The 19,730-nt window shown below is 59.1% G+C and carries 19 protein-coding genes, 4 tRNA genes and 1 pseudogene; 7 read left to right on the forward strand and 17 right to left on the reverse strand.

Going from position 1 to position 19,730, the window contains the following annotated elements:
• Nucleotides 1-107: 107 nt before the first annotated feature.
• The 4 genes from ACA065_RS20365 (at nt 108) to ACA065_RS20380 (ending at nt 3,361) form a co-directional block, all read left to right on the forward strand.
• Nucleotides 108-878 carry an alpha/beta fold hydrolase gene (locus tag ACA065_RS20365; RefSeq protein ID WP_497691245.1) on the forward strand — a complete coding sequence of 257 codons (771 nt, stop codon included), beginning with the start codon at nt 108-110 and terminating at the stop codon, nt 876-878.
• 111 nt (nt 879-989) lie between these two features.
• A complete protein-coding gene (locus ACA065_RS20370; RefSeq protein WP_497691246.1) occupies nt 990-1,250 on the forward strand; it encodes a DUF2790 domain-containing protein in 261 nt (86 codons plus the stop codon).
• Nucleotides 1,251-1,292: 42 nt separating this feature from the next.
• Nucleotides 1,293-1,964: a heavy metal response regulator transcription factor gene (locus ACA065_RS20375; RefSeq protein WP_159958156.1), complete on the forward strand. Its 672-nt coding sequence runs from the start codon at nt 1,293-1,295 to the stop codon at nt 1,962-1,964.
• A complete protein-coding gene (locus tag ACA065_RS20380) occupies nt 1,961-3,361 on the forward strand; it encodes a heavy metal sensor histidine kinase (protein ID WP_497691247.1) in 1,401 nt (466 codons plus the stop codon). Before ACA065_RS20375 ends, ACA065_RS20380 begins: the two co-directional genes overlap by 4 nt.
• 105 nt (nt 3,362-3,466) lie before the next feature.
• On the opposite strand, the gene pcp is transcribed toward ACA065_RS20380, so the two are convergent.
• The 6 genes and pseudogenes from pcp to ACA065_RS20410 form a co-directional block, all read right to left on the reverse strand.
• Nucleotides 3,467-4,108: a pyroglutamyl-peptidase I gene (gene pcp, locus ACA065_RS20385; RefSeq protein WP_497691248.1), complete on the reverse strand. Its 642-nt coding sequence runs from the start codon at nt 4,106-4,108 to the stop codon at nt 3,467-3,469.
• Nucleotides 4,109-4,115: 7 nt separating this feature from the next.
• On the reverse strand, nt 4,116-5,066 hold the full coding sequence (locus ACA065_RS20390; protein WP_497691249.1) for a DUF979 domain-containing protein: 951 nt from the start codon (nt 5,064-5,066) through the stop codon (nt 4,116-4,118).
• On the reverse strand, nt 5,063-5,779 hold the full coding sequence (locus ACA065_RS20395; RefSeq protein ID WP_497691250.1) for a DUF969 domain-containing protein: 717 nt from the start codon (nt 5,777-5,779) through the stop codon (nt 5,063-5,065). The genes ACA065_RS20390 and ACA065_RS20395 overlap by 4 nt, the downstream gene beginning before the upstream one ends.
• Nucleotides 5,780-6,020: 241 nt before the next feature.
• Nucleotides 6,021-6,446, reverse strand: coding sequence for a GNAT family N-acetyltransferase (locus tag ACA065_RS20400; RefSeq protein WP_497691251.1), 426 nt, complete (start codon nt 6,444-6,446; stop codon nt 6,021-6,023).
• 722 nt (nt 6,447-7,168) lie between these two features.
• Nucleotides 7,169-7,885 (reverse strand): DUF4339 domain-containing protein, encoded by a 717-nt coding sequence (locus ACA065_RS20405; RefSeq protein WP_497691252.1) that lies wholly within the window; start codon nt 7,883-7,885, stop codon nt 7,169-7,171.
• A gap of 341 nt (nt 7,886-8,226) precedes the next feature.
• Nucleotides 8,227-8,400, reverse strand: a pseudogene (locus ACA065_RS20410) (group II intron reverse transcriptase/maturase); the annotation flags it as partial.
• A 114-nt stretch (nt 8,401-8,514) separates the two neighbouring features.
• Between ACA065_RS20410 and ACA065_RS20415 the strand changes: the two are divergent.
• Both ACA065_RS20415 and ACA065_RS20420 read left to right on the forward strand, forming a co-directional pair.
• The gene (locus tag ACA065_RS20415) at nt 8,515-9,189 is read left to right on the forward strand and encodes a hypothetical protein (RefSeq protein ID WP_497691253.1); all 675 of its coding nucleotides are present in this window, start codon (nt 8,515-8,517) and stop codon (nt 9,187-9,189) included.
• A gap of 117 nt (nt 9,190-9,306) precedes the next feature.
• A complete protein-coding gene (locus ACA065_RS20420; protein WP_497691254.1) occupies nt 9,307-9,882 on the forward strand; it encodes a hypothetical protein in 576 nt (191 codons plus the stop codon).
• 144 nt (nt 9,883-10,026) lie between these two features.
• Here ACA065_RS20420 and ACA065_RS20425 read toward each other — a convergent pair.
• Nucleotides 10,027-10,103 (reverse strand) — tRNA-Val (locus tag ACA065_RS20425).
• A 184-nt stretch (nt 10,104-10,287) separates the two neighbouring features.
• Between ACA065_RS20425 and ACA065_RS20430 the strand changes: the two genes are divergently transcribed.
• Nucleotides 10,288-11,571 carry an NAD(P)/FAD-dependent oxidoreductase gene (locus ACA065_RS20430; protein ID WP_497691255.1) on the forward strand — a complete coding sequence of 428 codons (1,284 nt, stop codon included), beginning with the start codon at nt 10,288-10,290 and terminating at the stop codon, nt 11,569-11,571.
• Nucleotides 11,572-11,792: 221 nt separating this feature from the next.
• On the opposite strand, the gene ACA065_RS20435 is transcribed toward ACA065_RS20430, so the two are convergent.
• The 10 genes from ACA065_RS20435 to accD all read right to left on the reverse strand — a co-directional run bounded on the left by ACA065_RS20435 (nt 11,793) and on the right by accD (nt 19,513).
• Nucleotides 11,793-11,869: transfer RNA gene (locus tag ACA065_RS20435), tRNA-Asp, on the reverse strand.
• A 105-nt stretch (nt 11,870-11,974) separates the two neighbouring features.
• Nucleotides 11,975-12,051 (reverse strand) — tRNA-Asp (locus ACA065_RS20440).
• A 55-nt stretch (nt 12,052-12,106) separates the two neighbouring features.
• Nucleotides 12,107-12,182: transfer RNA gene (locus ACA065_RS20445), tRNA-Val, on the reverse strand.
• Between the two features lie 107 nt (nt 12,183-12,289).
• Nucleotides 12,290-13,054, reverse strand: coding sequence for an SDR family oxidoreductase (locus ACA065_RS20450; RefSeq protein ID WP_078827012.1), 765 nt, complete (start codon nt 13,052-13,054; stop codon nt 12,290-12,292).
• An 11-nt stretch (nt 13,055-13,065) separates the two neighbouring features.
• On the reverse strand, nt 13,066-14,277 hold the full coding sequence (locus tag ACA065_RS20455) for an O-succinylhomoserine sulfhydrylase (RefSeq protein ID WP_058419756.1): 1,212 nt from the start codon (nt 14,275-14,277) through the stop codon (nt 13,066-13,068).
• A gap of 64 nt (nt 14,278-14,341) precedes the next feature.
• Nucleotides 14,342-15,847, reverse strand: a complete 1,506-nt coding sequence (gene purF / locus ACA065_RS20460) for an amidophosphoribosyltransferase (RefSeq protein WP_064453243.1) — start codon at nt 15,845-15,847, stop codon at nt 14,342-14,344.
• 41 nt (nt 15,848-15,888) lie between these two features.
• Nucleotides 15,889-16,446 (reverse strand): CvpA family protein, encoded by a 558-nt coding sequence (locus ACA065_RS20465; RefSeq protein ID WP_497691256.1) that lies wholly within the window; start codon nt 16,444-16,446, stop codon nt 15,889-15,891.
• Nucleotides 16,447-16,639: 193 nt separating this feature from the next.
• Entirely contained in the window at nt 16,640-17,305 is a 666-nt protein-coding gene (locus ACA065_RS20470) for an SPOR domain-containing protein (protein ID WP_497691257.1), read from the reverse strand.
• A complete protein-coding gene (gene folC, locus ACA065_RS20475; RefSeq protein ID WP_497691258.1) occupies nt 17,289-18,596 on the reverse strand; it encodes a bifunctional tetrahydrofolate synthase/dihydrofolate synthase in 1,308 nt (435 codons plus the stop codon). The genes ACA065_RS20470 and folC overlap by 17 nt, the downstream gene beginning before the upstream one ends.
• A complete protein-coding gene (accD, locus tag ACA065_RS20480) occupies nt 18,593-19,513 on the reverse strand; it encodes an acetyl-CoA carboxylase, carboxyltransferase subunit beta (RefSeq protein WP_083357734.1) in 921 nt (306 codons plus the stop codon). Before accD ends, folC begins: the two co-directional genes overlap by 4 nt.
• Nucleotides 19,514-19,730: the final 217 nt, after the last annotated feature.

Here is a 19,730-nt window from a genome sequence, read left to right on the forward strand (position 1 = left end):
TTGTAATCAAGCTGTAAGTCTTGTCAGCACCCTCACTTCATACAGTGGAGTCGTCAGTCACCCACACCGGTTGACGCCACTTCCCACTGTTGAAAAGGGTCCACCCGATGAAACCTGCTAGCAAACTCTGCCTGATCGCCGCCAGCCTGTTGATGCTAGGCACCGGCACCGCCATGGCCGCCACCGTCGCACCGATCAAAGCCAACAACGTAGTGCTGGTACACGGTTCTTGGGCTGACGGTTCGAGCTGGTCCGAGGTGATCACCCGGCTCCAGGCCGCCGGCCTGCACGTCACCGCCGTGCAGAACCCGCTGACCTCGGTAGCTGATGACGTCGCCGCGACCAATCGCGTGCTGGATCAACAGGATGGCCCTACCGTACTGGTCGGCCATTCCTACGCCGGCACTGTAGTCAGCGACGCGGGGGTGAACCCGAAGGTCAGCTCCCTGGTGTATGTGGCCGCCCGTGCGCCGGACGCCAACGAAGACTTCGTCGCGCTCTCCGCCAAGTACCCGACCATGCCGGTGCGGGCCGGCGTGGAAGATCACGACGGCTACCTCACCCTGAGCCAGGACGCCTTCCTCAAATACTTCGCCGCCGATGTGCCGCGCGCCAAGGCCCTGGAGCTGTACGCCGTACAACAGCCGATCACCAAGACCTTGTTCAGCGGTCGTACGGTGAACGCCGCCTGGCACACCAAACCCTCCTGGTACGCCGTGTCGAGCAATGACCAGACCATCAACCCGGACCTGGAACGCTTTCTCGCCAAGCGCATGAACGCCAACACCATCGAGCTGCCATCGAGCCACTTGTCGCTGGTGTCCCACGCCAAGGAAATCACCGACCTGATCCTCGAAGCGTCCGGTCGCCAGCCTTAAACCCTTCATTACGAACTTGTCATGAACCTGTTGGTTGGCTGTTTGGGGCGCCTGGTTACTGTGAACTCACTGCCATGACCCGGCAGCCAACCCTTAAAGAGAGCTACTGCCATGAAACTGTTTATCTTAGGTTTTGCCGCTTTACTTGCCACCGGTTCGGCATTTGCTGCCGACACTGCACCCGCCACCAACGTGATCCACGACAAGACCGGTTTCTTCGTGCACCTGGATGTCGACAAAGTCCTGTCGAGCACCGACACCTACGGCCAATGCGGCATCGTTCCTGCCCGCCTCGACTACCTCGACCACCAGGGTCGCGAACATGTGCTGGACTACCAGGTACAAGGCATCGGTTGCGCCAGTGACAATTGATCGGGCTACACTTGCGCCACGCACAGAATCAGGGCACTTCCCATGAACATCCTCGTAGTCGAAGACGAACCCAAAGCCGGCAATTACCTGCTCAACGGCCTGCAGGAACTGGGTTATTCCGTGAGCCTCGCCCGCGATGGCGTGGACGGCTTGCACCAGGCGCTGGAAACGCCCTTCGACGTCATTGTGCTGGATGTGATGATGCCGAAAATGGACGGCTGGGAAGTGCTGCGCCGCCTGCGTAAAGAAGCCGACACGCCGGTGCTGTTCCTTACCGCCCGCGATGATATTGCTGACCGCATCAAGGGCCTGGAGCTGGGCGCCGATGATTACTTGATCAAACCGTTCTCCTTCGCCGAACTGGTCGCACGCTTGCGCACCCTGACCCGCCGTGGCCCGAGCCGCGAAGAAGAACAGCTGCACATCGCCGACCTGCAAATCGACGTGCTCAAACGCCGCGTCACCCGCGCCGGTACGCGCATTACCCTGACCAATAAAGAATTCGCCCTGCTCCACTTGTTCGCGACCCATCAGGACCAGGTGTTGTCACGTTCGATGATCGCCTCGCGGGTCTGGGACATGAACTTCGACAGCGACACCAATGTGGTGGACGTCGCCGTACGACGCCTGCGCCTGAAAATCGACGACCCGTTCCAACTCAAGCTGATCCACAGCGTGCGCGGGATTGGCTACCGCTTCGATACCCAGCCATGAACAATCGTCGCCATTACTCGCTGACCCTGCGCCTGGCGCTGATCTTCGCTTTACTCGCCTTCGCGCTGCTGGCCACCTTGGGCGTCGCGCTGTATCGCGAGCTTGAGCGTGAACTGATCAAGCGTGACGATGCCGCATTGATCTACCGCGCTGACCAGTTGCGCAACCTGCTCAATGACAGCAACACCCTGGACCTGATCAAGACCAAGCCGGAGCTGTTCCAGAACATGCTCGGCAACAGCGAATCGGTGCTGAGCATCGCGGCGCCGGGGCAGAAGCCGTTGCTGCTGGTCAACCCGGGCAACATTGAAATGCCAAGCGTAACGCCCGTGCCAAAAGACCACGCGCTGGGTTTTTCCGATGTGCACCATTTACCCGGCGTAAATGGCGTGCCCTTTGCCACCGTAGCCGCGTCCATCGACTCCGGCGACCTGGGCAGCCTGCAAGTCACCACCGGGCGCTTGATGACCGAGCGTACGGCCATGCTCGCCAGCTATCGCTTGAGTGTGTTTGTGCTGGCCAGCATCGCGGCGATCATCCTCGCCTTGGTCGGTTACCTGCTGGTGCACCGGGGGTTGCTGCCGTTGCGGCGAGTGGCCAGGCACGCCCAGGGCATCGGCGTAGGCAACCTGGCCGAACGCCTCGACAGCCACGGTACGCCGAAAGAGCTGCTGCCGATGATCGACTCGTTCAATACCATGCTCGAGCGGCTCGCCAAGGGTTTTGTGCAATTGGGCCAAGTGTCCACCGACATGGCCCACGAACTGCGCACGCCGATCAATAACTTACTGGGCGAAACCCAAGTCGCCCTGCAACAGAACCGCAGCATCGAGAGCTACCAGCAATTGCTCGCCTCCAATGTTGAAGAGCTCGAACGCCTGGCGCGGATGCTCGACAACATGCTGTTCCTCGCCCGCACCGACCCGGCGAGCGCCCTGCGCCAGCGCCAGGAACTGAGTGCGGCGGATGAAGTGGAGCGGATGGCCGACTACTTCGAAGGGCTGGCGAGCGATATGGATATCCGCATTCTTGCGCAGGGCGAAGGCGTGATCTGGGCCGAACCGATGCTGCTGCGCCGGGCGCTGGCAAACCTGTGTGCCAACGCCATCAAGTACGGCGCGCCGAGTTCGGAGCTGGTGATTCAAGCCATTCCCACTGCCGAAGGCGTCCGTCTGAGCGTCAGCAACCGGGGCGAGACGATTCCCGCCGAGCATCTGCCGAGGCTGTTTGAGCGGTTTTATCGGGTGGATGAGTCGCGGGAACGCTCGGCTCAGTCCAATGGACTGGGGTTGTCGATTGTCGCGACCATCATGCAGTTGCATAACGGTCGTTACAGCGTTACCAGCGAGGCGGGGATGACGTGTTTTGAGCTGTTTTTCCCGATGCGGGAGGCCTGAAAACCGCGGCTCAAGGTAGAGCAGGCGGAGGCAATGACGGGACTGGCCTGCGCCATTACTTATGGCCTGACCCGCCTGTTGGCCAGCTCAAGCACGTTCGGCAGGTCAACTGACCTGCCCACCGGCTTGCGCGATATCCACCTGCGTGTCCCAGGCCGTCTTTACTGCAATCCGTAAACCTTTAACCAACGTCACCAGTGCCATCGAAGGCTGCGCCGCGACAGTGACCTGTTCCGGCATGGGTGGTACATGGATAAAACCACTGCGTATCGACGTACCGGCGAGCGCATGTTGCAACAGGTAAAACACCTGATTGCACACGAACGTCCCCGCCGTCTGCGAAACCGACGCTGCAACCCCAGCCTCGCGCACCGCCTTGACCATGGCCTTGATCGGCAGCGTACTGAAATAGGCAGCCGGTCCGCCGACCACCACTGGCGTGTCGATAGGTTGTTCGCCCAGGTTATCGGGGATGCGGGCATCGTTCACATTGATCGCCACCCGCTCAATCGAAATATCACTACGCCCAGGCCCGAGCCCCGTGGCAATTACCATCACTGGATGCAGCTCAGCGATCAACTCGGCCAGGCACTCCCCTGCTGTGGCAAATGCACAGGGCAGTCGACGCGCCACAATTTGCACACCTTCGCCCACTTGCACGCCATCCAACTGGCGCGCGGCCTCCCAGGAGGGGTTGATCAGGTCTTGGTCAAAGGGCTCGAAGCCCGTCAGCAGCACAATTTGCATCCGGGCCTCACATCAACAGGTAGAGCAGGACAATATTGACCACCAGCATCATCAACGCCGTCGGCATTTGAGCTTTGATTACCGCATTTTTGTCCGGCAACTCCAGCAACGCCGCCGGGACGATATTGAAGTTGGCGGCCATCGGGGTCATCAGCGTACCGCAATAGCCAGAGAACATGCCGATCGCCGCCATCACCGCCGGGTTGCCGCCGTAAATACCCACCAATACCGGTACGCCGACACCCCCGGTCATGACCGGAAACGCCGCAAAACCGTTACCCATGATCACCGTGAACAGGGCCATGCCCAGCACATAGACCATCACCGCCACTAGCTTGAAATCCAGGTTGATGTAGGTGGTGGTGACATGCGCTACAGCCGTGCCAACCCCGGCTTCATTGAACAGCAGCCCGAGCATCGCCAGCATTTGCGGCAGCACCATGGCCCAGCCAAGCGCCTCAGTCAGGCGCCGGGACTCGCGCAAGGCTTGCAAAGGCGTGTCGCGGGTCAGCCAGCACGCCAGGCCGAGGGCGATCAGGCAGCCGATGCCCAAGGATACGAAGGTGGTGTTTTTCGGGTCCAGCAGCGGCACGCCGCCAATTTCAGTGTGTTTGAGCAGCACCGAACCAATCACCGTGGTCAGCGGAATGGCCAGCGCCGGGATAAACAGCTTGTGCCCCAGGCGACCGGCACTCGCGCGGGACGCCTTGTCATGCAGCTCGGCGTGCTTGCCACGACCGACGCCGCCCAAGCCTGCAATCAGTGCCATCACCACCACGCCAGCGCCGATGACCACCGACGGCAGGCGCTCCCCTACCAGGAAAGGAATAGCGAACAGCAGCCAGAACAACGCGGTAGACCAGCGCTTGGGGTGAGTCCGATCAAACAGAATCATGCCCGCGGTAATCACCAGCAACACACCGGCCAACAGGTACAGGTATTGAATGGAGATGATCATTGCACAGCCTCCACAGGCGCAGCGGCGGGCGTCATCTCACGGGTGAGTCTTTGATCAAATCGATGCAGGCGAATCGCATGGATGATAAACGCACAGATCGCCGTCGGGATGCCCCACACCGCAATGTGCAACGGTTCCACGTCAATGCCCGAGCCCAACAGGAAGGTGTGCATCAGCGCAATCGCACCAAAGGCGACAAAAATGTCTTCACCGAAAAACAGCCCGACGTTATCGGTCGCCGCACACATGGCCAACACTTTGTGGCGCAACTTTTCCGGCAGCTTGCCGTAGCGTTTTTCCGCCGCCCCTTCGGCCATGGGCGCCAGCAGCGGCCGGACCATTTGCGGGTGCCCGCCCAGGCTGGTCAGCCCCATGGCTGCCGTGGACTCGCGCACAAACAGGTAAATGATCAACAGGCGCCCGACCGTAGCGCGCTCGAAGCGCGCGATCCAGTTCTGCGCATGCAAGCGCAGGCCATGGCGCTCCAGCAGGCCAATGACCGCCAGGGGCAATAACAGGATCAGTTGCAGGGCACGGGTTTGAAGGAAACCATCACCCATGCTGGCCAGTATTTTTTCCAATGGAAAGTGGGCGGCGAGCCCGGTAGCGATGGCGGCGGCGGTGACCACCAACAGCGGATTGAAGCGCAAGACGAAGCCAACCACGATGACAAGTACGCCGATCAACGGCCATAGGTTCACAACAGTTTGCATGACGATAGGGTCCTTGAATGCGCGCTGCGGCGCCATTACAGCAGGATGTGAACAAAGGGTTCACAGCATGAAGGGAGCGTGCAGCCCGGCGCGGTTTTTATTGTTGACCTGGAAGGTCGAGCGTCAGTGCCGGCAACTTTGCTGCTTGGGGGCGGGGGGTGTCCAACAAGAAAAATTGTTGCTGCAAACCAATAATTCTTGTGGGTGATTGGCGCCAGGTGATCCGGCGCCGTGCGAGGTTTTATCTCAGGCGTTTCTGGAAAAAGTGCCGCTGATGGCCCGGCGGGTAATCAGCCATGTGACCAAACTCACTGAAGCCCAGCTTTTGATAAAACCCCGGTGCCTGGAAGCTGAACGTGTCCAGCCAAATCCCACTACATTCCCGCTCGCGGGCCAAGTCCTCAACGGCGCGCATCAAACGCGTGCCGGTACCTTGGGTACGCATCTGCTCGGGGATGCTCAGCAGCTCTACAAACAGCCAGCCATAGGAAATTTTCCCGTAGAGGCCGCCCACCACCTCTTGAGTAGCAGGGTCGCGCAGTAAAATCCCGACGGTTTCGAACGGCAATTCGCCGGTATGGCTGAGGTTATAGGCCCTCAGCGGTTTGAGGATGGCCTCACGGTCCTGCGCCGTTACGTCGAACGACACTTCCATCGCCAATTCCATCGCACTCTCCCAGGGTTGAATTCAATCGCTCGCCAGTATGCCCAAGTCACTGTGGCTTGAGCAGCGCTTCATAAGCCGGGCAGATCTGCGCGAGAACCATCGACGCCGCCACGTCCTGCCCGGCTGCGCCTATTTGCGCCGCGCGATTGGCCGTAGTGGGTGAGCGGGTCGATTGCGGCGCTGCTGCGGGCGTCCATGGCTGTGCAAGGGCGCTGGCGCCGGGGATTTCGGCCAGGGTTCGTAGGCGTGGCGCTGCTCTGCGTGCTGGGGCTGATTGATGTGTATCGGTTGCCGACGGGGGCTGGAGAGAACGTGCTCAATCGCAGCCAATCGGCGCGATCATGAAGAATCCTGTTCCGCATCTATACTCAATGTAGCCGTTGCGCATTTGCGCACATCGCTTACGGCACGATTACCGACAGAGAGGGTAGCCACTATGTACGCCGGACAAATGAATATGGCGACGACCACTGGTGAAATACGGTGCCAGATGGTGGTTCAGATCATCTGCCTGTTATCGGTGGCTACGCTGTTCTGTTGAACAACTCCCCCGCTTAAATGTGAGCCGATCCGCTACCGGGCGCATAGGGCCGGTGAAGTTTGAGCAGCAGTTGATGGGGGAACTGAAAACAAAAAGCCCCGACAAATGCCGAGGCTTGATGAACTGAAAAATGCAAAAAGCCCAACTCTAGAGTCAGGCTTTGCTGATCATGGTTGGACGATCACTGTCGGGGAACCCTGACAAGGATATCTTTACCTTTTTTCTCGATAGTAATGTCAATTTCATTGCCGTTATCGAGCAGAGCGCTAGCACGATAAAACCCGCTCTTAAGCTCGTCGTCAATCGTCACAGCGATACATGATGTCTTTTGATAAAACTGCTTTTGAATAATGTCGGAAACAATCGGGCAAGCAGCCTTCTCAATCGCGGAATCGCCGCCAAATGCAGCCAGCAAAATGGACAAGCCAAATGCAGCGATCCAGCCATAAAAGTAGTGTTTCTTTTGGCTTAGAAGATCCGCTCGCTTCCAGAGGTAAACCGGAACAATAAGTGCCCAGAAGCTTTTCGGAGCTAGATGGCCCGCTGCCTTCAAACGCCTCTCATCAGCGAAGCACAGACCAATATTCAAGCCTATGATCGCCCACCAGATACTGATTCCAGATGAGTATTCGATTATGCCGCCAATCAGTTGAACCGCAGCCAACGCCCATACGAAGCGGTTATCAACTTCTGAAGCAGCCAAAGGAGGAGGACCGGATGGGGGCTGAATGCTTTTCCCAAGATCAGTATTCTTCAAACTGACCCAGTCACCTTCGCCAGGCCAAACCTGCGTATGCGCGTTAATTGTGTTTGCACTTAAAAACCCCTGCATCTGCTCAAGGGTAAACGGACCATGCCTCGCTCCGCTCAGTGCGTAATACCAAGTTAAATCTGACATCCTGTTGCTCCCTGTCCCGTATTGCCTATTCACAAACGATGGCAATATGACATATCGGCAGTATTTTGAAGTACTTGAGGCTGCCCTAGTCGCGAGCACTAAGTGGGTGTCTGTACCTAACCCACTACTTGCCCGCGGCGCGCAAGCGGGCGAGAGGATGACAAAGCACTATCAGGAGGGGCACGACGAAAAGAAGATCGAGTACCTGGAGGTGGGCGCCGAATTGGCGTTCTGAAGGGGTCGTTTTGCAAAAGTATTGCAAATCGCAGAATCGAGTAGGAGGCGGATTTACATCCGCCGTCCTCTCACACCACCGTACGTACGGTTCCGTATACGGCGGTTCAGGTTGTGCGATTAAGCCGGTTTATCGTATCCAGTATCGAGACCAGCCCAAGTCGATCCCACAGCTTCTTCGGTAGCGCCTGATTCATATGTGACGCTCCGGAGTTCCACCATGGACCTCGTCCATTGAAGGCTGATTTGCAGGCGCGTGCTTCGCTAAGCCCCAGGCGCACAGCAACGCCGAAGTTGCTCACTTCTCGCGGCGCGGGGAATGGGTTTTCGTGCAGAATTGATAGTGAAGATTATTACCAGTGGTACGCTTGGCCTTCACAGAATGGAGCAGGCGTATGACAACCACATGGAAGCTGAAGCAACTTCAGGAATGGATCGAAGCTACTCGGCCGAATGACAAACAAACCGCAGAATTGCCGAAGTCCCTTAGCCGCTCTGCATTCATTATTAAGTATCATGCTCAACTGGCAAGGGACGCATTCGCAGAGTTTAAGCAGCCGGGTGACAATCACGACAAAATGTTCGTTGCCATGATGAGCTTTGAGCCCGATTTCAGCTGGGCAGCTCTCGCTCATGAGGCCAACATCATTGCCACCATTCACACGGTGCGCAACTACGCTGACATTTTCGCTCAACTTGCAAATACGCTTCTGATGCCGGTGCCCATACCTGAGAAAGATTGCAACTTCGGCAAGATTGCCAACGCCCTTCCTGAATCAGCAGTGAAACAAGGCATGCTGGAGCTAAACTCATCTCAGTGGTTTCGCTACCTTGCAGCGTTCAGCAACATCTCTAAGCATCGTCGCCTGTTGCAAAGTAAAACGAGCATATCGTTTGAAGAAAACGTGAGCGGCCTGCGAGTAGAGAAGTTCTCGTATACGTTCAATCAGAAGGAAGGCGAAACGGAGTTCCAACGGTGCTGGGGGCATGATTTGCTCGAAGAAGCATACACCGTGTACCGCCGAATTCTGGAGCTAGGGCAAGAGTTGAACGCACACGTCATCCACTGACCACCTACCTCATTGGACTACGCTCATAGGCACTCATGGCTGGGCTTGATCGCACACTCACCATAGGCACTGCCACCACCCTACAGACATTACTAAATAGGAGCAGGAGTAAAACTCATGATGATCAGAGTCGGATCGAGAGCTTTTACGCTCGGAACCTTGGCATTATTCGTGATAGGTGTCGTTGCAAGCTGGGGTCTAGAAAAAGCACTTGATCACTTCTTCGATCTATCCCTCTTTACTAGCTTCTGGAAGATGATTATTGCAGCCTACGAGTGGCTTTTACGTGACATGTATTTTCCGTTATGGATTATCGGCCTACTGATACTTGTGGCGGCAAGCGCCTTTTTCGTAGCTTTCTACTATTACCAAGTCACCCAGAAAGCATATGTCGACCTAGATAGACTAGAAGCCAAAATTGCAGAATTGGAGAACCCCATAGCGGCACCGATAACAGATGATCAACAGACCGTCTTGAAAGCCATAGCCGAATTTATTGAGCGCCAAACGTTCCCGAATTTCAAACAGATAAAGGATCACCTTCAGCTCTCCCACCTCAAGACAGAAGCGGCCACAGACGCGCTCCTTCATAGGGGCTTTATAGAATGGGCTAACAGATATGGTGTGCACCAAGCACGGCTCACCCCTGCTGGACGAGCGTATTTGATTAACCTAGACCACCAAACCCAATAACCTCCCTCCCACAATAGGCGTTCACATTGCCCAGTGTGAACGAACCCGATATTTTGTGAACGTTCTGCATGAAATCCAAGACAACAAAAAAGGGCCCACCTTTCGGTGAGCCCTTCTAGACCGCCCAGCAGAGCGGATTTTGTTTGGTAGGCGCGATTGGACTCGAACCAACGACCCCCACCATGTCAAGGTGGTGCTCTAACCAACTGAGCTACGTGCCTGCTGTGAGGCGGCATTCTACGGAATTCCGAAGGGGTGTCAACATCTTTTTTGCAGCTAACCCTATGAATATGCGAATTATTTATTTGCGACGGGTACACCCGAGCTTTTCGGGTGGCTGGCAGGCAATTTTCAACTCAGGTAGGATCTGGGCACTCGTAAAAAATATAAAACAGAGGTTCCAGGATGGCGAACACCCCCTACCCCCAGTCGTATTACGCCGCGTCCGCCAATGCGGTTCCGCCTCGCCCGGTACTGCAAGGTGAAGTCGAAACCGATGTGTGCGTGATTGGCGCCGGCTACACCGGCCTTTCCAGCGCGCTGTTTCTGCTTGAGAACGGTTTTCGCGTCACCGTGCTGGAAGCCGCCAAGGTGGGGTTTGGCGCCTCGGGCCGTAATGGTGGGCAGATCGTCAACAGCTATAGCCGCGACATCGACGTGATCGAACGCAGCGTCGGCCTCAAGCAGGCGCAACTGCTCGGGCAGATGGCGTTTGAAGGCGGCAGGATCATTCGTGAACGCGTGGCAAAGTACCAAATCCAGTGCGACTTGAAGGACGGCGGCGTGTTCGCTGCACTCAACAGCAAGCACATGGGTCATCTGGAGTCGCAGCAACGACTGTGGGAGCGCTACGGCCATACGCAGCTGGAGTTGCTGGACGAGCGCCGTATCCGCGAAGTGGTGGCCTGTGACAACTATGTCGGCGGCCTGCTGGACATGAGTGGCGGACACATTCATCCGCTCAACCTGGCGCTGGGCGAAGCGGCTGCCGTGGAGTCCCTGGGCGGCACAATCTACGAGCAATCGGCCGCAGTGCGCATTGAGCGCGGGGCCAACCCGGTGGCGCACACCGCCGAAGGCAAGGTGAGGGCCAAGTTCATCATCGTCGCGGGCAATGCCTACCTGGGCAACCTGGTGCCGGAGCTGGCAGCCAAATCGATGCCCTGCGGCACACAGGTCATTACCACTGCACCGTTGGGCGACGAGCTGGCCAAGACGCTGCTGCCGCAGGATTACTGCGTCGAGGACTGCAACTACCTGCTCGACTACTACCGCCTCACCAGTGACAAGCGCCTGATCTTCGGCGGCGGCGTGGTATACGGCGCGCGCGACCCGGCCAATATCGAGGCCATCATCCGCCCGAAGATGCTCAAGGCCTTCCCGCAGCTCAAGGATGTGAAAATCGATTACGCGTGGACCGGCAATTTCCTGCTGACGCTGTCGCGCTTGCCGCAGGTAGGTCGCCTGGGCGACAACATCTATTATTCGCAAGGCTGCAGCGGCCATGGCGTGACGTACACGCACTTGGCAGGCAAGGTGCTGGCGGAGGCGCTGAGAGGCCAGGCAGAGCGTTTTGATGCGTTTGCCGACCTGCCGCACTATCCGTTCCCGGGCGGGCAACTGTTACGCACGCCGTTCGCGGCGCTGGGCGCCTGGTATTACGGGTTGCGCGATAAGTTGGGGTTCTGACCCCATCTAATTGTGGGAGCGGGCCTGCTCGCGAATGCGGTTTATCAGATACATATCCAGTGACTGACGCGCCGCATTCGCGAGCAAGCCCGCTCCCACAGAAAGCCAAATCGCAGAAACAAAAAACCCCGGTCTTTCGACCAGGGTCTTTGCTATCGGATCAAAGCTAGCCAGTGGCTTTCTTTGTGCTTCAAGGCGTTCAGTGGGCCTTGAGGCAGATATGGCGCAGCGGACGGGACTCGAACCCGCGACCCCCGGCGTGACAGGCCGGTATTCTAACCGACTGAACTACCGCTGCGTATCGCTTGACCAGCTGAGCGTAAACCCTCAACCGTCTTTAAACATCTGATCGATCAGCCTTGGCTGTTCAACCTCAAGCCCGACATGTCGGACCTGGAAAATATGGCGCAGCGGACGGGACTCGAACCCGCGACCCCCGGCGTGACAGGCCGGTATTCTAACCGACTGAACTACCGCTGCGCGTCGGTGCAACCTTTAACGTTGCGTCTTGCCCTAAGGCAAAACTCTCAAGAAGTGGTGGGTGATGACGGGATCGAACCGCCGACCCTCTGCTTGTAAGGCAGATGCTCTCCCAGCTGAGCTAATCACCCTTTGCTTCGTTGAGGCCGCGAAATTTACGCAGGTAGCAGACCTAAGTCAATAGCCTGCTTGAAGTTTTTCTGAAAAAGACAAAATTGCTTCAAGACGGCTATCCGCCCTACTCGCTGTAAATCATCTTCTTGCTCATGCCGCCGTCCACCACGAACTCTTGCCCGGTGACAAACCCCGCCTGACGCGACAGCAACCACGCCACCATCGCCGCCACGTCCTCAACCGTGCCCACCCTGCCCGCCGGATGCTGGGCATGGTCGGCATCGGTCAACGGTTCGGCACGCCGCGCTGCAGGATCCCGCGCATCGATCCAGCCAGGGCTGACAGCATTCACGCGCACCTCAGGCCCCAGACTCATGGCCAAGGCATGCGTGAGGGCCAGCAGGCCGCCCTTGCTCGCCGCATAGGCCTCGGTGTCGGGCTCCGACTGACGCGCCCGGGTCGACGCGAGGTTGACGATGGCACCGCCGTGGGCACGCAGGTACGGCGCACAGTGCTTGGCCAACAGCATCGGCCCACTGAGGTTCACCGCCAGTACGCGGTTCCAGTACGCCAGGTCGAGGCTTTCCAGGGTGATATTGCGTGGGTCGGCCACCGCCGCGTTGCACACCAACGCGTCCAGGCGCCCGAATTGCCCCAGCACTTCGGCAACACCCTGGGCCACTTGCTTCTCATCGGCCACGTCCATAGTGATAAACCAGGCGTTGTCACCCAGCACCTTGGACACCTTGGAACCGCGCTCGCGGTCCAGATCAGTCAACACCACCTGCCAGCCTTCGCTGATCAACCACGCAGCGATGCCGAGGCCAATGCCCCGCGCTGCCCCCGTCACCAGCGCGACGCGGCCGTTACCGACCGCCGCAGCCTCCATGGACCACTCGATCACAAGGCAGCCAGCCCGCGGGCCAGGTCAGCCTGCAAGTCAGCCACATCTTCCAAGCCCACCGCGATGCGGATCAGGCTGTCACGAATACCGGCAGCTTCACGCTCTTGCGGCGCCAGGCGGCCGTGGGACGTGGTGCTCGGGTGCGTGATGGTGGTCTTGCTGTCACCCAGGTTGGCGGTGATGGAAATCAGGCGCGTCGCATCGATAAAGCGCCAGGCGCCGTCTTTGCCGCCCTTCACTTCAAAGCTGACCACGGCGCCGAAACCACGCTGCTGGCGCTGGGCCAACGCGTGTTGCGGGTGGCTCTTGAGGCCGGCGTAGTGAACCTTCTCGATACCGTCCTGCTGCTCCAGCCACTCGGCCAGGGCCTGGGCGTTGGCGCAGTGAGCCTTCATACGCAGGCTGAGGGTTTCCAGACCCTTGAGGAAGATCCACGCGTTGAACGGGCTCAGGGTCGGGCCAGCAGTGCGCAGGAAACCCACCACTTCTTTCATTTGCTCGCTACGCCCGGCAACCACACCGCCCATGCAACGGCCTTGGCCATCGATGAACTTGGTGGCCGAATGCACCACAATGTCCGCACCCAGCTTCAACGGCTGCTGCAACGCAGGCGTGCAGAAGCAGTTGTCGACCACCAGCATCGCGCCCTTGGCATGCGCCACTTCGGACAGCGCGGCGATATCGACCAGCTCAGCCAGCGGGTTGGACGGCGATTCGACGAACAGCAGCCTGGTGTTGGCCTTGATTGCAGCGTCCCAGCCGGAAAGGTCCGCCAGAGGCACGTAGTCCACTTCAATACCGAAACGCTTGAAATACTTCTCGAACAGACTGATGGTCGAACCGAACACGCTGCGCGACACCAGTACATGGTCGCCAGCACTGCACAAGCTCATCACCACCGCGAGGATGGCAGCCATGCCCGTTGCCGTGGCCACCGCCTGCTCAGCGCCTTCCAGGGCCGCGATACGCTCTTCGAACGCTCGCACGGTCGGGTTGGTGTAGCGCGAGTACACGTTGCCCGGCACTTCACCGGCAAAGCGCGCGGCGGCGTCGGCGGCGGTGCGGAACACATAGCTGGAGGTGAAAAACATCGGGTCACCGTGCTCACCTTCCGGGGTGCGGTGCTGGCCGGCGCGCACAGCCAGGGTATCGAAAGCTACGCCATCGAGGTCGCTGTCCAAGCGACCGGCATCCCATTCCTGACTCATGCTGCGACTCCTTACTCAATTCTTTATTTAGATACAAAACCGGCCCCTCAGGGCCGGTGTTTACTCAGTTGTTGTACAGATCAATGATCGCACTGACCGCCTGGGTCTTGATCTTCGACGAGTCGTTACGCGCCTGCTCGATCTTGTTCAGGTAAGCCTCATCGACATCACCGGTCACGTACTTGCCGTCGAACACCGCGCAGTCGAACTGCTCGATCTTGATCTTGCCACCACCCACGGCCTCGATCAGGTCCGGCAGGTCCTGATAGATCAGCCAATCGGCGCCGATCAGGTCGGCCACGTCCTGGGTCGAACGGTTGTGAGCGATCAGCTCGTGCGCGCTCGGCATGTCGATACCGTACACGTTCGGGTAACGCACGGCAGGCGCTGCGGAACAGAAGTACACGTTCTTCGCACCGGCTTCGCGGGCCATCTGGATGATCTGCTTGCACGTGGTGCCACGTACGATGGAGTCGTCCACCAGCATCACGTTCTTGCCGCGGAACTCAAGCTCAATGGCGTTGAGCTTCTGGCGTACCGACTTCTTGCGCGCCGCTTGGCCCGGCATGATGAAGGTACGGCCGATGTAACGGTTCTTGACGAAGCCTTCGCGGAACTTGACGCCCAAGTGGTTGGCCAGTTCCAGCGCAGCGGTACGGCTGGTGTCCGGGATCGGGATCACCACGTCGATATCATGCTCAGGACGCTCGCGCAGGATCTTCTCGGCCAGCTTCTCGCCCATGCGCAGACGCGCCTTGTACACCGAAACGCCGTCGATGATCGAATCCGGACGCGCCAGGTAGACGTGTTCGAAGATGCACGGGGTGAGTTTCGGCGCCACAGCGCACTGGCGGGTATGCAGCTTGCCGTCTTCGGTGATGTACACCGCTTCGCCCGGCGCGAGGTCGCGGATCAGGGTAAAGCCCAGCACGTCCAGGGACACGCTTTCGGAGGCGATCATGTACTCGACGCCTTCGTCGGTGTGACGCTGGCCGAACACGATTGGGCGGATACCGTGCGGGTCACGGAAACCGACGATGCCATAACCGGTGATCATCGCAACCACCGCGTAGCCACCGACGCAACGGTTGTGCACGTCAGTCACGGCAGCGAACACATCTTCTTCGGTCGGTTGCAGCTTGCCGCGCTGGGCCAGCTCGTGAGCGAACACGTTGAGCAGCACTTCCGAGTCGGAGTTGGTGTTGACGTGGCGCAGGTCAGATTCGTAAATCTCCTTGGCCAGCTGTTCAACGTTGGTCAGGTTACCGTTATGCGCCAGGGTGATGCCGTAAGGCGAGTTGACGTAGAACGGCTGAGCTTCGGCCGAGGTCGAGCTACCGGCAGTCGGGTAACGCACATGGCCAATGCCCATGTGCCCGACGAGGCGCTGCATGTGACGCTGATGGAACACGTCACGCACCAGGCCATTGTCCTTGCGCAGGAATAACCGGCCGTCGTGGCTGGTCACAATACCGGCAGCGTCCTGGCCGCGGTGCTGGAGGACGGTTAGCGCGTCATACAGCGCCTGATTCACGTTCGACTTACCGACGATACCGACGATGCCACACATGCGACGCAACCCCTACTTAATGAATCTTGACTGAACACAGCTTACTGAGGCGTTTTGGCCGGCAAGAGGCGTTCCTTGAACGGAAGATCAGCGGGTATGCTGATTCCGCTGGCCAGCCACTGACTGCTCCACCCCAAAATGAGGTTTTTGGACCAATCTGCAACCAATAGAAATTTTGGCACGAGTACCGACTCCTGCCACCACGAATCCTGCTGTACTGGCCCCAGGCTCAACAGCCCGACCGCCACAACCACCAGCAACGCGCCACGCGCGGCGCCAAAGGCCATGCCGAGAAATCGATCGGTCCCGGAAAGGCCGGTGACACGTATCAACTCGCCAATAAGATAGTTGACCATTGCTCCCACCAGCAGCGTGGCGATGAACATGATGGCGCAGCCCGCGATGACGCGAGCCGAAGGTGTTTCGATGTAACCGGCCAGGTAAACCGACAGTGAACCACCGAACATCCAGGCTACGACTCCTGCGATGATCCAGGTCAGCAACGACAGTGCTTCTTTTACGAAGCCGCGGCTTAGACTGATCAAAGCGGAGATGGCGACGATTGCAACGATCGCCCAATCAACCCAGGTAAATGGCACAGTGCAGCCTACGTACGGATAAGGCGGCGCATTTTAGCAGAGCGCCGGGCTATCGGTAAGCTGTGATTGTGGGTGCTTTGCAAATCAATGGGTTGAGTAGAGCGAAGACCCTCTCAGGACCACCCAATACAATGTGGGAGGGGGCTTGCCCCCTCCCACATTGACTGCATTCCAAGCTGAAAGCGATGCGAAATCAGCCGCGCTCAGGCTGGAAACGCACCACAAACCCGTTCAGGTTCTGCTGGCGACCCAGCAAGTCCCGCAGGCGATCCGCCTCGGCGCGCTCGATCAGCGGCCCGATAAATACGCGGTTCTTGCCATCGGCACTGCGGATATAGGCGTTGTAACCCTGGGTGCGCAGTTTTTTCTGCAAGGCTTCGGCGCTTTCGCGGTTGGCCAGGCTGGCAAGCTGGATCGACCAAGTGATCGGCAAGCCGTTCGGGTCGATGCGGCTTTGGCCCACGTCCGGCTTACCTGGCGCAGCAGGTTGCGGGGCGACCGGCTTGGGCGCTGGCGCAGGCGCAGCGGGCTTGGCAGCTACGGCTGGCGCGGCGGGAGCAGGCGCCGGCTTGACCACCGGAACACTCGGCTGCACCGGCTGGGTAGGCGCCTGTTGCTCGGCGACTTCCTCGTCGGTCGGCACTGGCTCTTGCGGCAACGCCTGCGGCTCAGGCACCACCACCGGCTCAACCTGAACTTGAGGCACCGACGGCGCCTGGGGCGCGGCGGGCGCCTCAACCACTACCTGACGCTGTTCGTCCTGGCGGGAAAACAGCATGGGCAGGAAAATCACCGCCAACGCCACCAACACCAGGGCTCCCACCATTCGCTGCTTGTATGCGCTATCCAGTAATGCCATGTGCAGCTTCCTCCGTGGAGCGCCGGGCCAACCACTCTAGTGCCTCGGCAACACAATAAAATGATCCGAACAACAGAATCTCGTCCTCGGCCGTTGCCACCGCACACTGCGCTTCAAGCGCGGCGGTGACGCTTGCATACGACGCCACCGATGCACCAAGGTTCTGCAAAGCCTCTTGCAACTCGGCAGCCGGGCGGCTGCGTGGCGTCTCCAGCGGCGCTACGGCCCACGCCTGGACATTGCCCAGCAACGGCGCAACCACGCCGCCCAGGTCTTTGTCCGCCAACAGCCCGAACACCGCCAGGCGACGCCCGGTCGGCGGCGTGCGCGACAGGCGCTGCGCCAGGTATTCGGCGGCGTGCGGGTTGTGCCCCACATCCAGCAGCAGGTTCAGGCGCTTGCCCTCCCACTCGAAGGTGCGCCGATCCAGCCGCCCCACCACTCGAGTAGCCAGCAATGTGGCAGCAATCTGCTCGGCATGCCACGGCAGATCCAGCAGCAGGTAGGCTTGCAGTGCGAGCGCAGCGTTTTCCATCGGCAGGTTCAACAGCGGCAAATCACGCAGCTCTACAACCTTCCCACGCGCATCACGCCCGCGCCATTGCCAATGCTGAGCGCCAATCTCAAGATTGAATTCGCGCCCGCGCAGGTAAAACGGGCAATTCAGTTCGCGAACCTTGTCGAGCAAGGGCTGCGGCGGGTCCAGGTCACCACACAAGGCAGGTTTGCCCTGGCGGAAGATCCCGGCCTTTTCATAGGCCACCGACTCACGGGTATTGCCCAGGTAGTCGGCATGATCGACGCCAATGCTGGTGACCAGCGCCAGGTCGGCATCCACCACATTGACCGTGTCCAGGCGCCCACCCAAGCCCACCTCGAGAACGACCACATCCAATTGCGCACGCTCGAACAACCAGAACGCCGCCAGGGTGCCCATCTCGAAGTAAGTCAGGGAAATCTCGCCCCGCCCGGCGTCCAGCGCGGCGAAGGCTTCGCAGAGCTGCTCGTCAGTGGCTTCGATGCCATTGAGCTGCACCCGCTCGTTATAACGCAGCAGGTGCGGGGAATTGTAGACGCCAACTTTAAGCCCTTGAGCTTGCAGCAGCGCCGCGACAAAGGCGCAGGTAGAGCCCTTGCCGTTGGTGCCGGTCACCGTGATCACACGCGGCGCCGGCCGGCCCAACCCAAGGCGGGCCGCTACCTGTTGCGAGCGCTCCAGGCCCATGTCGATGGCTGACGGATGCAACTGCTCAAGGTAGGCGAGCCATTCGCCCAGGGTACGTTGGGTCATAGGTTTGCAGGCACCGGCGGCACAACGATCGGTTCGATTTTAGGCGCGACGTACACAGGTGTCGGCAGGCCCATCATTTGCGCCAGCAGGTTACCCAGGCGTGGACGCAGTTCGCCACGGGCGATGATCATGTCGATGGCGCCGTGCTCCAGCAGGAACTCGCTGCGCTGGAAGCCTTCCGGCAGTTTTTCGCGAACGGTTTGCTCGATAACGCGCGGGCCGGCAAAGCCGATCAGGGCCTTGGGTTCGCCGACAATCACGTCACCCAGCATCGCCAGGCTGGCGGAAACGCCGCCGTAGACCGGGTCGGTCAGCACGGAGATGAACGGAATGCCTTCTTCGCGCAGACGCGCCAGTACCGCGGAGGTCTTGGCCATTTGCATCAGGGAAATCAGGGCTTCCTGCATACGCGCACCACCGGAGGCGGCGAAGCAGATCATCGGGCAACGGTTTTCCAGGGCGTAGTTGGCAGCACGTACGAAACGCTCACCGACGATAGCCCCCATGGAACCGCCCATGAAGGAGAACTCAAACGCCGACACTACCACCGGCATGCCCAGCAGCTTGCCGCTGACGGAAATCAGCGCGTCTTTCTCACCCGTCTGCTTCTGCGCAGCGGTCAGGCGGTCTTTGTATTTCTTGCCGTCGCGGAACTTGAGACGGTCAACCGGCTCCAGGTCAGCGCCCAATTCGGCGCGGCCATCGGCGTCGAGGAAGATGTCGATACGGGCGCGGGCGCCAATACGCATGTGGTGGTTGCACTTGGGGCAAACGTCCAGGGTCTTTTCCAGCTCGGGGCGGTACAGCACCGCGTCGCAGGATGGGCACTTGTGCCACAGACCTTCAGGAACCGAGCTTTTCTTCACCTCGGAACGCATGATCGAAGGGATCAGTTTGTCTACTAACCAGTTGCTCATGCTTTCTTTCTCCAGTACCGGTGGCTTGAACACAGCCCCGCGTATGCCCTTGAGCTAAATTCATATGTGGCGATGACACAGGTTGGACGGGGTCAGACGTTCGACCAGCCATTTCCTGCCTGTATCCTCAGCCTTCCAGACAACCTGCCTGCGCAGGGTTGCCACTTCGTTTCCGGGCCTCCCGCAGGCGGCGCCGATGCTGTTTTACACAGTGGTA

This window comes from Pseudomonas sp. LBUM1640 (assembly GCF_059716225.1).